This is a genomic window from Nocardioides ultimimeridianus, from assembly GCF_054777895.1.
In genome coordinates this window covers 199,592-213,727 of record NZ_BAAHAB010000005.1, presented here as the reverse complement: position 1 = coordinate 213,727, position 14,136 = coordinate 199,592, and the positions used below count along the sequence as shown (strand labels likewise).

Genomic DNA, 14,136 nt, shown 5'->3' with positions numbered 1-14,136 from the left:
TCAGGACCGCTCGCGCAGATAGGCGACCACGGACGGCCAGTCGGGGAAGTCCTCAGACCCGAACTCGATCAACTCGCCCTCGAAGTCGGCGGCCCCGTTGTGCGCGGCCCGGTCGTCGACGAGGAAGTCGCCACGGTTGAGATCCTTGTGGTGGGACAGGATCAACCGCTTGTACGCCGGGCTGCCCTCGTCGTCGCCCAGGTGGAGGTGCACCCACTCGACCTTGTGCTGCCAACCCGACGGGTTCCTCCACGGTGCGGTCGAGAGGATGTAGGTGTCGAAGAGACCCGCGAGCTCGTGGAACGCGTCGATCGCGCCCGGCATCGCCGGCATGAGGGCGAAGATCCCGGGGATCTCGTCGGCATTGTCGGTGTACCTCTTCGCAACCGTTCGGTCGATGCCCTGCAAGCGGGTCGTGAAGTCGACGAGCGTGTTGTCCATGTCGATGTAGAGGATCTTCTTCATACGATCGCTCCCGCGTCGGACGACTGCTCGGCCGCCACCTGCAGCGCCCGGTACACCATCTTCTGGTCGCCCAGACGGCGTCCGAGCTGCCGCTCCAGTCCGGCGATTGGGACCAGATTCTGCGGCGCTCGCTGGTCCTTGTACTCCACCGAGGCGTACCGAGGCAGGAGCCGCTGGGACAGCGCCGCGAGCTTGACCGCCTCGCTCGCCGGCAGAGTGGCGGCGCACTCGACGCGCACCACCCCCACCCAGGGGGAGCCGGGCCGGCATGGGAGTCGCAGATACCAGGCGTACCGCTCCCAGCTGGTTCCCATCAGGAACACCGGTGTCCGCTCGCCGGCACCGAGGCGGGCGACGACGGCGTTCAGCTCCGGCGGGAGGTAGATCGCCCGATGCGTCTTGATGAACCCCAGCGCACGCGGCAGGTGGTCGCGTGAACGAAGCGGACCATCGATGACGAGGAGATCGGTGTCCGGTACGGCGCAGTGCGCGGTCGCCGCCGCGCGCGCGTTCGCAGCAGTCACGAGTTCAAGCGCGAGCAACTCGCGCTGCAAGGCCGCCGACAGCGTGACTGCGGGGGACTCCGACTCGTCGGCAGCGACGTGATGAGCCCGAAACTCACCGGCCCGAGTCGCCACGTCGGTGGTGTGCGCATCCGTGGTGAAGAGTCCGCGCCGCTGCTCCGAGACGAGCATGTGCGCGCCACCTTCGAGACAGCAGCACACGGCGCCCGACGCGTAGGAAGCCGCGACGCCAAGACTTGCGTTCGTCCCGTCCGGGTCCGGGATCCACACCCGGGCCTCGATGCGACGGACCCCGTCGACGAACACGACCGCTCCGGGCTCGGGGCCCTGCGGCGGCACCACCACCGGCTCCCACTGGTCGACAGGAGTCTCGACGCTGGCGTCGATGCGGGCTGTGGAGTCCGGAACCGAGGTTGCGTCCCCGGAGTCCTCCATCGCTGATCCGTACGCCGGGTCCCAGCCGTCGATGTGGAACCGCATCCGGCCGCCGCTGGTCGGTCGGCCGGCAGCGCCGACAGGGTCGTTCATGCGGACTCCTTCTCGACCCGCGACGTCCGGTTGTCGTGGCTGACCAGGAATCGGGTCGGGGTCCGTTCGGCGAGCGCCGCGACGTGGGTAACCACGCCGACCATCCGTTCACCCTGTGCGAGGTTCTCCAGCGTCGCAGCGACCGTCTCCAACGCGTCGGGGTCCAACGTGCCGAAGCCTTCGTCGAGGAAGATCGAGTCCAGCCGCGCGGTTCCGCCCACAGCCAGCGAGGCGAGTTGCTCGGACAACGCGAGCGCGAGCGCCAGCGACGCCTGGAAGGTCTCTCCGCCGGAGAGGGTCCGCACGGATCGTTGGGAGTCGGCATCCAAGTGGTCGATCACATAGAACTCGCCCTTGTCGTGGGTGAGGGTGAACTGGCCGTCGGAGAGCTGGAAGAGCCTCTCGGATGCACCAGCGACCAGCGTGTCGAGGGCGGCGGTGGCGAGCCACTGCTGGAACTTGTCTGAGCGCAGCAGCGTCCGCAGCTCCCCGGCGACCACGGACCGCTCCCGGGCATCTTCTGCCTTGGTGACCACGTCGCTCTTGCGCGCCAGCGCCTCTCCGAGTTGCTGGGTGGTCGCGGCGGCTTGGGTGTAGGCCACCGCGACAACGCGTTCCGCGGCGCGTGGGTCCGCTTCGACCTCGTCGGCGGGGAGGCCGTTCTCGGTGAGTGTCTCGACCAGTGACGCCAGGTGGCCTGTCGCATCGTCGGCGGCGATCCTTCGCGCCTGCTGAGCGGCTGCGGCCGCCTTGGTGTGCTCGACCGAGCGTGCGGCGGCCCACGCGACCAGCTCGGCGAAGCAGCCACCCAGGTCGGTGGTGAGGCGATCGGCGGGGAAAACCGGCGGACCCCACGCCGCGAGGGCGTCGCGGGCGGCGCTCAGTGCGTCGCGGTCCGCCGTGACCGCCGCCTGCGCTGACTGCAGTTCCTGCGCAGCTGCCGAGGCCTGGGCTCGAGCTTCGTCGGCGATGCAGGCAGCAGTGTTGCGGGCTTCGGCCAACCGGTCCGCTTCTGCGAACAGCGGCGGTAGCTCGTCGGGACCCGGCAGGTCACGGATCCGGGCGGTCAGGTCCGCCTCCTGGGCACTGAGCTGCTCCTGGCGAGCCGCGGCGGCGGATGCCGCGGCAGCGACCTGGGTAGCGGTCGCGCTCAACGAGGTGGCGGTCGCCTCCGCCTGCTCTGAGAGGGTACCGCGACGATCTGCTTCAGCCTCCGTCTCCTGCGCCACGGAAGTCGCGGCGGGCAGAAGGTCGGCCTCGAGCTCCTCCGCGGTCCGTCCGGCCCAGGTGGACAACGCGCCCCATCCGGCGCTGCTGTCGGCGCTGGTCGTGTCGACGTCGGGCGCGCCATCGGCTTCGACGCCGGTATGGGCGCGCACCAGGGCGGAGCGGTGAGCGTCGCTGCGTTCCCGGACTTCGCTGACCCTCCCGCGTGCTGCCGCGAGGGCCTTCTCGGAGTTCTCCATCGCTTCGGCGGTCTGGTCGCGGCGAGTGAACGCCGCGACGGCCCTCTCCCGTACGGCGCTCACGGTCTCGGTGGCGCTGGCAGCGAACCTCTCCGCGGCCGCGGCACTCAGCCCGTCGCCAGTCAGAGGAGCCGGATTGGGAACGGACTGGTCATCGCTCTCGAGGTCCGCCAGCGTCGTGACGATCCGAGCCACGGCGGATCGGATCGATCCGCCGAGAGCGTCGTGTCGGGCGGCGAACGACTCCAGCGCTCGCACTGCCTCCCGATGCTGCTCCTCAGCGGTGCGGTGAGCGGTCTTCGCGCGCTCCCACGTCGAGGTCAGCGCCTCGACGTCGGGTCCGTCCGAGGTCGGGGGGAGAGTGGTGACGGTCTGGGTGCAGACCGGGCACTCGTGACCGACGGCGAGTGTGGGCCGCAGCGCGGCAGCGGCGTGGAGGGATCGGGACGCATCCAGCTGCGCCCACGCCGCGTCGAGGAGCGCGGTGGCGTTGCTGAGCATCGCGTCGGACCGGGCGACCTCGGACCGGAGCTGTTCGACGGTCGCCTCCTCGCTGTCCCAGCCGTAGCTGTCCGACACGAGGACGGCGATGTCGGTGTCCAGCGCGGAGAGGACGCGCGGGTCGGGAAGCCCGAAGCAGGCGGCCGAGGCGTCGGCCGAGGCTTTCTTGGCCTCGTGCAACGCCTCCTCAGCCGCGGCCAGCTGCGCAGCCGCCTCCCCAGCGGCCTCGGCAACATCGTCCAGGTCGGCCGGCACGACGACGGCTCGTACCCGCCGGAGGCGGTCCTGGATGTCAGCGAGCTTCGTTGCCGCCTCATCTCGGGCGGCGCGCGCCTCCTGCGCAGCGATGCGCGCCTGCTGAGCGAGCTCCGTCCCGCGCTGCGCCGCAGCCGTCGCGGTGGCTGCTGCCTTCGTGCTCTGCTCGGCGTCCTGATGCGCAGTCACCAGCGACGCACGCACCTGCTCGACCTGGCTGTGCACCTCGGCTGCTGCCTCGAGACGGCTTCGCTGTGGACCGGCCTCGAACACCTTGGTCGCATCCACGTACGCGGCAGCGGAGGCCGCCGCCGCCTCGGCGGCAGCCGAGTAGGCACCGGTGGCCCGGGTGAGAACGGCCTGCCGGTCGGCGAGTCCCTCGGGCGCGCGCAGCCGGATCAGGGCCTCGGCTGCATCGGCTGCCTGCTGGGCGGCCTCCCGGTGCTTGGCTTCCTCGGTCCGAGCGGTCAGGACGGGTGCGACCAGGTCGCTGATCGTCTCGTCGAGGACAACAAGGGAGTCGCGACGGGTGGTGGCTTCGGCGAGCGCGGCCGGAGTGACCTCCGCCAGTTCTCGGAGCTGGTCGGCGTACATCTCCACCTCTTTGTCGGCCTCCTTCGCCCGCGCCCCGGCGATCCGGCCGATGTGCTCGTAGTGCCCGCCGCCGAGCAGCTTGAGCAGGATGGTCTGTCTGTCCCTGGGGGTGGCCTTGAGAAACCGCCCGAACTCGCCCTGGGGCAGCACGACGCACTGGCAGAAGTCGTCGAACTCCATGCCGAGGAGCTCGGCCACTGCAGGGGTGAGGTCTCGGACCTCGGAGACCAGCACCTCGGTCTCTGCCGGGGCGTCGCCAGGTACAGGGCATGCGGCTGGGTCGAGGAACCGCTCGAGGCGCGCGGCCTTCTGCTGGATGGTCTGTCCGACGCGCCGCACCTCGCGGACCACTTGGTAGCGGCGCCCGGAGACGTCGAAGATGAGCGAGACGGTGCACCGGTTTGTCGTCGGCGCGAGCGCGTAGGAGATCGCGTTCGCGCGCTCCCACCGGTGCGCGGTCCCGTACAGCGCGAAGGTGATCGCGTCGATGATGGTGGACTTCCCAGAGCCGGTCGGTCCGACGAGGGAGAAGTAGTCGACGTCGGTGAAGTCGACCGACGCCGGCTCGCGGAACGAGGCGAACCCGTCGAGATCGAGGCGGACTGGGCGCATCTGGTGACTCCTGCTGGGGCTGGGCCGGCGCGTCAGCGGCCGGCAGTGAGCTCGTCGTTGATGGTGTCGAACATGGCGCGGACCCGTTCGTCGTCGGAACCGACATGGGCGCAGTACTCGGCGAACAGTTCCGCCGGACTCTTCGCCGCGACCTGGACGCTGGAGACCTTGCCCGAGCCGGTGTTGGTGAAGTCGGAGTGGATGTGGATCTCGAGGGCGTTCGGGAGCGCTTCGACGATGTCGTCCCGCAGGCCTGCGTATGTCGACTGCCTGACCCTCACCCGCAGCCAGTCCTCTCCGTACTCCTCGGCGGCGGCGCGTAGCTGCTCCACGGTCCCCTCGACGGTCCGCAGTCGACGAGCTGACCTCAGTGGCAGATCGGTGACCTTCGCCGGTGCGCCGGGGGATGCCTCGACGAGCAGGACGGTCGGGGTGTTCTCCTCCTCGCCGAAGTCGACGGCCAACGGTGACCCGGAATAGTGGACCGGGCAGCCGGCCGGCAGGTCCTGACGTCGGTGCAGGTGACCCAGGGCGACGTAGTGGGTGTCGACGGGGAAGATCCCGGCCGGTACGTGGTACTCGAAGATGGACTGGGCCATGCGTTCCCCACCACCGAATGCGCCGCCCGTGCAGGTGACGTGCGAGGTCATGATGTTCACCCCGTCCGGGTCATAGCCGCCGTGCAGGTGGTCGACGATGTTGCGTACCCACTGGTCGTAGGAGCCGACATTGCGTGCCGGGACGTTGTCGCCGGGCGTGATCAGCTGAGCGGCTCGGACGGCGTAGCGCTGGGAGAGGAACGGTATGACGGCGACATTGACTGGCTCGTCGGTCGACCGAGCCCTGAACGAGTAGACGCCGCCCTTGTCGCGGGCGCGCGCCTGGCCGTACAGGTTGATGCCCGCCGCCCCCATGAGCGGCCGGTAGGCCTCGAAGGTGGGGCCGTGGTCGTGGTTGCCGGCGATCGCAATCACCTCGATCCCGTCCTTGGCGAGCGTGAGCAGTGTGCTGACCACCAGGCGCTGGGAGTCTGCGGTGGGCGTGGCGGTGTCGTAGATGTCCCCGGCGATGACCACGGCGTCGACCTCGTGGGCGCGTGCGTGGCCGACGATCTCGGCGAGCACGTTCTTGTGCTCGTCGAGTCGCGGGCGCCCCTTGAGCGTCTTGCCGACGTGCCAGTCGGAGGTGTGCAGGAACTTCATCGTCGACTCCTGAGCGTCGGTCGTGCGTCGTGGGTGGCGGCTGCTGCGAGGACGGGCAGGGTCAGAACGGGGGTGGCTCGTCGCCGATTGCTCCGTCGTCCTCGTCGAGATCGGGCAGGAGCGCGAACGGGTCTGCCGCGGCTGGATGCGTCGCAGCCCCCGCGGTGGCGTCGCCTGATGCCGACGAGGTGAACGTCGGGTCGGTGACCTCGGACAGTCGCGTCGCCCAGGCGGGAAAGGGGAACTCGACAGCGAGGGGCACCGGGATCTCGGGTTGGGAGATGAACATGGTTCCCGGCTTCGCCAGCGTCGCCCTGCCGCGCTGGGATGCCGGCAGGAACCCGTATTCCGGACGGCCTGCTTCCGCAGGGTCGAGGCGGCCCACGATCTTGATGGAGGAGTTCGAGACGATGCGTCGCTCGACCTCGGACGCAGTCTGTTGTGCACCGATGAGGATGATGCCCAGCGAACGACCGCGCTCAGCGATGTCGAGGAGGACATCCTTGATGGGCGAGGAGCCGTCTCGCGGCGCGTACTTGTTCAGCTCGTCGAGCATCGTGAACAGGAGACCGCCTGCTCCCGCGGCCTCCTTCCGCTCCGTCTCGGCGTTCAGGACGACACCGACAACGAACCGTTGTGCCCGGTCGTGCAGAGCGTGGAGGTCGACGACGGTGACCTGTTGGTTCGCCGTCGAGACGCGTCGAGCCGAGCTGTCCGGGAGGTCGCCGCGGATGATCGGGGAGAGGTGGCGCTGCGAGGACCGCAGTCGCCGCAAGAAGGCGTTGACGGTGCCGATGCCGGTGACCGGACCGGCCCATCGGGGCCGATCGAGATCATCGGTGACCTTGTCCGCGATGAAATCGATCAGCTCGGGCCAGGTTCGGATCTGCACGCCGTTGATCGACACGGCTCCGTCGTTGCCTGCCGCGGTCGCCTCCGACTTCAGCCGAGCGGCCACCTGGTGCACGACCATCGTGTACTGGTTCTTGTCGTCCTCGGCGTCGGCGAACACGAACCGCAGCAACTCGCGATCGCAGAACTCAGCGAGCGTCCACCAGAAGGCGTTGACCCCCGACGTACGGCCGCGGACGTTGGGGCGCCCCGTCTGGTCATCGGCGAGGGGAGGGGAGTAGAAGCCGACCGAGGAGAAGGGTGTGGCCGTCAAGCCCAGTCGGGTGTACCTGGCCGACTGGGTGTCGGTCAGCTTGTTGTTGGCTTGGTCGAGGAACAACAGGTCTTCGCCCTTGACCGAGAAGATGAGGGCCTTGGCGTTGACCGCCCTCGGACCGAGCGCTCCGCAGGTGAACACCGCGTGGAGCAGGAAGAGCGCGAAGCTCGTCTTGGTGGCGACCCCAGAGATACCGGAGATCGAGACGTGTGCGCCTCGAGTGCCATCGAGGAACTCGAGGTTGCAGAAGACGGGCGCACCGTCACGCCCCAAGCCGACGGGGATCTTTGCGTCCATCTGGTCGAAGTACAGAGCGCGATCGCGTTCGATGCCGGCGGCCCTGTGCGCGAGGCTCCCGGGGCGGGGCGGCACGTAGCACTCAGGGTCGACCCGGGTAGCGGTGACCTCGGCGACCTCCTGGATCTGACCAGGCATGATGCCTTCGGCGATCAAGAAGACATCGGATCCGAAGGTGGCGCCCTCGTGGCGGGACACGACGTCAGTCACGACGCCGGAGGTGACGACAGTGCCGACACCGGGCACGTCGCGCGAGCAGGTGACGACGTCGTCGAGCTGGAGGTACGCGTCCTGCGAGATGGCGACGTGGAACTTCAACGGGGTCGAATCAGCCGTGCCTGCGACCATCCCCACCTCGCTCGCGATGAGCTGGTGGCCAGTCTGTTGACCGTCACTCTCGGACGTGCTGCTCAACGGGTCCGGTGTCGACGGGGGCGACTGGCTGCTCATGCCGAACATGCTCCTGACTTGACGGGCTCCAGCGACGGGCGTCGCATCGGGTGGTGCTTCTGGCTCTCGCCACCGTAGGGACGACCCCCGACAGAGCTGTCCGCAGGTCGACGTCGTGAGGATGGCGAGGGGTTCCTCATCACGGCTCGTATCGGGCGACGATGCCCTGCAACAGGTCATCGGCAGGCAAGTTCGCAAGACGTGCATCGGGTCCGGCCATGCGGCGACCACTGGCCTCAGCGTGGGGGGAGATCCCGAGGTGGTCCCGGGCCTGTTTGAGCGTGGCTCCGCGGGCTCGTAGCGCGTTGACCGCGACTCCGTACCGTCGTGCCCGCTCCTCCCACGTGGCTGATATTCGGAGCTTGGCACCCACCTCCATGGACACGTTCTCCACGACGGCTGCCGGCACGGCGGGAAGGATCTCTGAGATGCGACGTTGCCGATCTTCGTGGGTCATGAGGGGGAAACGATCCAGCTCCTCGGCCCCCAGCTCCGCGAGTGCCGTCGCGACGAGGGCAGGAATCTCAGCTCGCGCGTTCGACTGCATGTCGCGCTTGGCATTCGATTGATGCTCCCGTGCGCGGAGGACCTCGGCAGGGCTGGGGCATCCCGGGACCAAGCGCACAACGTCTGGCCCGACCGTGCGGAGGTGATCGTCGGCCTCGAGGCAGACGTCCTCGGGGGCCTCCCTGACCGCCATGGACATCTTGCGCTGGTCGATCCCGAGCAGAGCGGCGGCGTCCTTCTTCGATACGCCGGCTGCGAGGAGTGCGCGGGCAACGGTCGCGTAACGGAGCTCCCGTTCGGATCGCTGCGGATCGAGCGATCGGGACACCTGCTGCGCCACGAGGCCGGCGCGTGCATGGCCGAGCTCGGCGTAGGCCGCCTCGATCGATCGACGCAGCTCGGCAGAGCTCGACATACCCAGCCGGTCGCGCTCTGCCGGGCTGAGGCTGCCGAGATAGTCGGCTGCGGTCATGGCCGCACGCGCCTCATCGCGCTCCTGGAGACCCGCCTTCTCGACCAATCGGCGAAGCCTCCTTTCGATCAGGCGAGCGACTCGGGGTTCCTCGTTCGAGGTCAGATCCCGTACGAGCGTGCTCGTCCGTTCGTGCTCGAGGTGGTCGAACGACTCGTCCGCGAACACGGCCGCGGCCAGCTTCTTCGCACGCTCGTCCAACGGCCCACCGACGCGACGCTCGTAGATGTCCTTCAACGAGCGTGCGAAGTGGAGCATCTCCTGGAAGTCCTCGACGACGTAGTCGAACCGGTCGCCCAACAGGTACGTCGGGTCGCTGACCAGGCGTTCGATCGCGGCGCGGTGCGCCGGGTGCAGAAGCGTGCGCGTCCTGACCACGTGAGCGGTGCCGACCCGGGCGAGGTCGGACCAGCGGCGGTTGCGCTCCCCGTCCACGGTCACCGGCCGGGAAGGTCCCGCGAGGAGGTCGATGTCGGAGATCGCGTCGGTGTCCGCGACAAGGCTCCCATCGGCCTCGATGTAGACGAACGGCCATTCGAGCAGGTGCTCGAGCGCGGTCCCGGGCGGTAGGGCCAGCTCCGGCAGTTGCAAGATCTCGGAGTCAGTGGGCTCCAGCCGCTGCAGTTCCTCGAGTGCCAGAGGCCGCCAGTCGATCCCCTCCGCCCAGCCGTCGGCCCGCGTCGCCCACTGATCGACGAGTCCGGGGACGGCGGCTGCGGCCACTTCCCCCACGTAGTGGCCGGTCGAGTCCGCGTGCTCGACGCTCCACGTGTCCAGATCGTCACCGGCCGGGCCGCTTGACTGGATGAACTCGTCGTCCGCGGTCCGGCGGGCTGCCACGAAGAAGTCCGCATCGCCGTCGCGGACAGCGGCACAAGCTGCGCGGAGGTCGTCCATCGTGGGCTTCTGGATGTCATCTTGACCGTCGACGCTCAGGTACCACTGCAAGGTCAAGGCCACCCACCTGTGAAGCCTGCTGCGCGCTGTGTGACCGCCCAGCAAATCCGGAGACTGCTCTTCGTCGCCCGGCCAGTCGGCCGAAACGCGCTCTTCTGTGCAGCCTAGTGAAGGAGGTCGGATGCCATGGGGGATTCGACGCGAATCGCGACTCAGTTGTGCCGGTTACGTCGAGATTCGGCTCAAAGCCGCGGTGTTGGCGCTGCCCAGTCGCTGGGCGCGGATGAGGCACGGGAGGTTGTGGTACACGAGCGAGTGGTGAGCCGATCGAGATGCTCGGCTATGTGCACCAGAGATGCAACGGGCCAACGCCCCGACAACGAGAAGCGCCGCCGAACGACCACGAAGGTCGCCGGCGGCGTTCTCCCCAGGTCAGCGATGGTCTCGATACGCCCGCGCCATGGCTCGAGCTACTCGACCACGACTGATCAGATGTCGTAATACAGCTCGAACTCGTGCGGGTGCGGCCGCAGCTGGACCGGGGCGATCTCGTGGGTGCGCTTGTAGTCGACCCAGGTCTCGATCAGGTCCGGGGTGAAGACGTCGCCCTTGGTGAGGAAGTCGTGGTCGGCCTCGAGGGCCTCCAGGACGGCACCGAGGGAGGTCGGGACCTGGGCGATCTCGGCCATCTCGTCCGGCGGGAGCTCGTAGATGTCCTTGTCGATCGGGGCGGCGGGCTCGATCTTGTTCTGTACGCCGTCCAGGCCGGCCAGCATGAGCGCGGAGAACGCGAGGTACGGGTTCGCCGACGGGTCGGGGAACCGGGTCTCGATGCGCTTGGCCTTCGGGTTGGTGCCGGTGATCGGGATGCGGACCGACGCCGAGCGGTTGCGCGAGGAGTAGACCAGCGAGATCGGCGCCTCGTAGCCGGGCACCAGGCGGTGGAAGGAGTTCACCGTCGGGTTCGTGAACGCCAGGACCGCGGGGGCGTGGCGCAGGATGCCGCCGATGTACCAGCGGGCCATGTCGGAGAGGCCGGCGTACCCGGTCTCGTCGTAGAACAGGGGAGACCCGTCCTTCCACAGCGACTGGTGCACGTGCATGCCCGAGCCGTTGTCGCCGAAGATCGGCTTCGGCATGAAGGTGACCGACTTGCCCTGCTCCCAGGCCGTGTTCTTGATGATGTACTTGAACTTCATGACATCGTCGGCGGCCTTGAGCAGCGTGTCGAAGCGGTAGTTGATCTCCGCCTGGCCGGCCGTGCCGACCTCGTGGTGCGCCCGCTCCACCTGCAGGCCCACGGCCTCCAGGTTGGCGCTCATGTCGGCGCGCAGGTCGGAGTAGTGGTCGTACGGCTCGACGGGGAAGTAGCCGCCCTTGAACCGGGTCTTGTAGCCCAGGTTGTCGCCCTCGGCGCCCGAGTTCCACCAGCCCTCGATCGAGTCGATGTGGTAGTAGCCCTCGTTCGCGCCGGTCGAGTAGCGGACCTGGTCGAAGATGTAGAACTCCGCCTCCGGCGCGAAGAACGCCGTGTCCGCGATGCCCGTCGAGGCTAGGTAGGCCAGCGCCTTCTTGGCGATGTTGCGCGGGTCGCGCGAGTACGCCTCACCGGTGATCGGGTCGTGGATGAAGAAGTTCATGTTCAGCGTCTTGCGCTTGCGGAACGGGTCCAGGTACGCCGTCGTCGGGTCCGGGAACAGCGCCATGTCGGACTCGTTGATGGCCTGGAAGCCGCGGATCGAGGACCCGTCGAACCCGAGACCGTCGTCGAAGACGGACTGGTCGAACGACGACACCGGCACCGTGAAGTGCTGCATGATGCCGGGCAGGTCGCAGAAGCGGACGTCGACCATCTCGACGCCCTCGTCCGCGATGAACTTGAGCAGCTCTTCGCTGTTGTTGAACACGCCTTCTCCTTGACTGAAGCGGGGCACTTTCGTTGCCTGGAAACCTACACCGGTGAAAACGGCATGCGGCCGCCGTCCACGGAGGACGACGGCCGCAGCATGATCAGCTCGCTCAGCGGATGAACAGCATCTCCTGGTACGTCGGGAGGTTCCACAGATCGTCCGCGACGACGGCCTCGAGGGCGTCGGCCGGCTCGCGGACCGCCAGCATCGCCGGGAGGACGACGTCCTTGACGTACTGCGCCTCGGCGAGGCCCTCGTGCTCGTGCTGGCCCGCGACGGCGTCCTGGAGACCCTTGATGGCGGCGCGCAGCGCGGCGACGAGCCCGGAGAGCTCGTTCAGGTCGGTCAGGTCGGCGTCGACACCGGCGGCCTTGAGGGAGGCCACGTTGGCGGCGAGCTCGGTCTGGTAGCGGACCGCGGCCGGGAGGATCGTCGTCTTGGCGATCTCCTCGGTCAGGTTGGCCTCGACGTTGATCGCCATCAGGTACTGCTCGAGGGCGACCTCGTAGCGGGCCTCCAGCTCGGCCTCGTTGAAGACGCCGTACTTGCTGAACAGCTCCTTGGCCTCGCGGGTCTGGTACTCCGGGAGCGAGTCGACGGTGGTGTCGAGCTTCTTCAGGCCGCGGGTCACGGCCTCCTCGTGCCACTCGCTGGAGTAGCCGTTGCCGTTGAAGACCGCGGCACCGTGCTGGTCGATGACCTTGGCCAGGACCTCCTGGACGGCGGCGTTGAACTCGGTGCCGGACGCGATGGATGCCTCGATCTCGGTGGCGAGGTAGTCGAGCGCCTCGGCCATGATCGTGTTGATCGTGATCATCGGCGCGGCGACGGTCTGGGCCGAGCCGACGGCGCGGAACTCGAACCGGTTGCCGGTGAAGGCCATCGGCGAGGTGCGGTTCCGGTCGCCGGCGTCCTGGGTGAGGACCGGCAGGCTGTCGACGCCGACGGAGAGGGCGCCCTTCTGCTTCGAGGAGGTCGCACCACCGTTCTTGATCTGCTCGAAGACGTCCTGGAGCTGGTCGCCCAGGAAGATCGAGATGATCGCCGGCGGGGCCTCGTTGGCGCCGAGGCGGTGGTCGTTGCCGGCGGACGCGATGGCGACGCGCAGCAGGCCGCCGTACAGGTGGACGGCGCGGATGACGGCGGCGCAGAACACCAGGAACTGGGCGTTGTCGTGCGGGCTGTCACCGGGGTTGAGGAAGTTGCCCTGGTTGCCGTTGCCGAAGGAGAAGTTGACGTGCTTGCCCGAGCCGTTGACGCCGGCGAACGGCTTCTCGTGGAAGAGCGCCTCGAAGCCGTGCTTCTTGGCGATCGCCTTGAACGTCGACATCAGCAGCTGCTGGTGGTCGGCGGCGAGGTTGGCCTTCTCGAAGACCGGCGCGATCTCGAACTGGCCGGGCGCGACCTCGTTGTGGCGGGTCTTGGCCGGAACGCCGAGCTTGAACAGCGCGCGCTCGGTGTCGAACATGAAGTTCTGGACGCGCTCCGGGATGGCACCGAAGTAGTGGTCGTCGAACTCCTGGCCCTTCGGAGGCTTGGCACCGAAGAGCGTGCGACCGGCGTTGAGCAGGTCGGGGCGGGAGTTGACGAAGGAGGTGTCGACCAGGAAGTACTCCTGCTCGGGGCCGCAGTAGGACACGACGTTGTCGATGTCCTTGTGGCCGAAGAGGGTCAGCACGCGCTTGGCCTGCTCGGACATCGCGTTCTGCGAGCGCAGCAGCGGGGTCTTGTAGTCGAGGGCCTCGCCGGTCATCGACACGAAGATGGTCGGGATGCACAGGGTCGAGCCGTTGTGGTTCTCGACGATGTACGCCGGCGACTGGACGTCCCAGCCGGTGTACCCGCGCGCCTCGAACGTGGCGCGGATGCCGCCGTTGGGGAAGGACGACGCGTCGGGCTCGCCCTGGACCAGGATCTTGCCCTGGAACTCCCAGATCGCGGTGCCGTCGCCGACGGGCTCCATGAACGAGTCGTGCTTCTCGGCGGTGAGGCCGGTGAGCGGGTAGAAGACGTGCGCGTAGTGCGTGACGCCCTTCTCCATCGCCCAGTCCTTCATCGCGGCGGCGACGACGTCGGCGATGGCGGGGTCGAGCTTCTCGCCCTTCTCGATGGTCGCTGCGACCGACTTGTAGACCGACTTCGGGAGACGCTTGGCCATCACCGGGAGCGAGAAGACGTTCTCGCCGAAGATCTCGGGCGAGTCGCCCTTGCCGTCGAAGAACGGGACCGGGGCCTCGTTGGCCTCGATCTCGCGGATCGCACCCAGGCGGGTGGGGTTCGCGGTCATG

At 68.2% G+C, this 14,136-nt stretch carries 8 protein-coding genes; all 8 read right to left on the bottom strand.

What is annotated here, in order from left to right; genetic code table 11:
* The 8 genes from ACYU8V_RS06215 to ACYU8V_RS06180 all read right to left on the bottom strand — a co-directional run bounded on the left by ACYU8V_RS06215 (position 1) and on the right by ACYU8V_RS06180 (position 14,135).
* A complete protein-coding gene (locus ACYU8V_RS06215; RefSeq protein ID WP_460845956.1) occupies positions 1-465 on the bottom strand; it encodes a 5' nucleotidase, NT5C type in 465 nt (154 codons plus the stop codon).
* Positions 462-1,469 carry a hypothetical protein gene (locus tag ACYU8V_RS06210; protein ID WP_460845954.1) on the bottom strand — a complete coding sequence of 336 codons (1,008 nt, stop codon included), beginning with the start codon at positions 1,467-1,469 and terminating at the stop codon, positions 462-464. Before ACYU8V_RS06210 ends, ACYU8V_RS06215 begins: the two co-directional genes overlap by 4 nt.
* Positions 1,470-1,513: 44 nt before the next feature.
* Positions 1,514-4,945 (bottom strand): AAA family ATPase, encoded by a 3,432-nt coding sequence (locus tag ACYU8V_RS06205; RefSeq protein WP_460845952.1) that lies wholly within the window; start codon positions 4,943-4,945, stop codon positions 1,514-1,516.
* 32 nt (positions 4,946-4,977) lie between these two features.
* Entirely contained in the window at positions 4,978-6,147 is a 1,170-nt protein-coding gene (locus tag ACYU8V_RS06200; protein WP_460845951.1) for an exonuclease SbcCD subunit D, read from the bottom strand.
* A gap of 61 nt (positions 6,148-6,208) precedes the next feature.
* Positions 6,209-8,062 (bottom strand): ATP-binding protein, encoded by a 1,854-nt coding sequence (locus tag ACYU8V_RS06195; RefSeq protein WP_460845950.1) that lies wholly within the window; start codon positions 8,060-8,062, stop codon positions 6,209-6,211.
* Positions 8,063-8,201: 139 nt separating this feature from the next.
* Positions 8,202-9,995 (bottom strand): hypothetical protein, encoded by a 1,794-nt coding sequence (locus ACYU8V_RS06190; protein WP_460845949.1) that lies wholly within the window; start codon positions 9,993-9,995, stop codon positions 8,202-8,204.
* 431 nt (positions 9,996-10,426) lie between these two features.
* Positions 10,427-11,845 (bottom strand): type I glutamate--ammonia ligase, encoded by a 1,419-nt coding sequence (gene glnA / locus ACYU8V_RS06185; protein WP_460845948.1) that lies wholly within the window; start codon positions 11,843-11,845, stop codon positions 10,427-10,429.
* 112 nt (positions 11,846-11,957) lie between these two features.
* Positions 11,958-14,135, bottom strand: a complete 2,178-nt coding sequence (locus tag ACYU8V_RS06180) for a glutamine synthetase III family protein (RefSeq protein ID WP_460845947.1) — start codon at positions 14,133-14,135, stop codon at positions 11,958-11,960.
* Between the last annotated feature and the right edge of the window lies 1 nt (position 14,136).

What these genes read in the sequence shown, in the direction of transcription:
- ACYU8V_RS06215 (WP_460845956.1), bottom strand. Translation starts at nt 465, where the DNA reads ATGAAGAAGATCCTCTACATCGACATGGACAACACGCTCGTCGACTTC.
- ACYU8V_RS06210 (WP_460845954.1), bottom strand. Translation starts at nt 1,469, where the DNA reads ATGCGGTTCCACATCGACGGCTGGGACCCGGCGTACGGATCAGCGATG.
- ACYU8V_RS06180 (WP_460845947.1), bottom strand. Translation starts at nt 14,135, where the DNA reads ATGACCGCGAACCCCACCCGCCTGGGTGCGATCCGCGAGATCGAGGCC.
- ACYU8V_RS06200 (WP_460845951.1), bottom strand. Translation starts at nt 6,147, where the DNA reads ATGAAGTTCCTGCACACCTCCGACTGGCACGTCGGCAAGACGCTCAAG.
- ACYU8V_RS06195 (WP_460845950.1), bottom strand. Translation starts at nt 8,062, where the DNA reads ATGAGCAGCCAGTCGCCCCCGTCGACACCGGACCCGTTGAGCAGCACG.
- ACYU8V_RS06205 (WP_460845952.1), bottom strand. Translation starts at nt 4,945, where the DNA reads ATGCGCCCAGTCCGCCTCGATCTCGACGGGTTCGCCTCGTTCCGCGAG.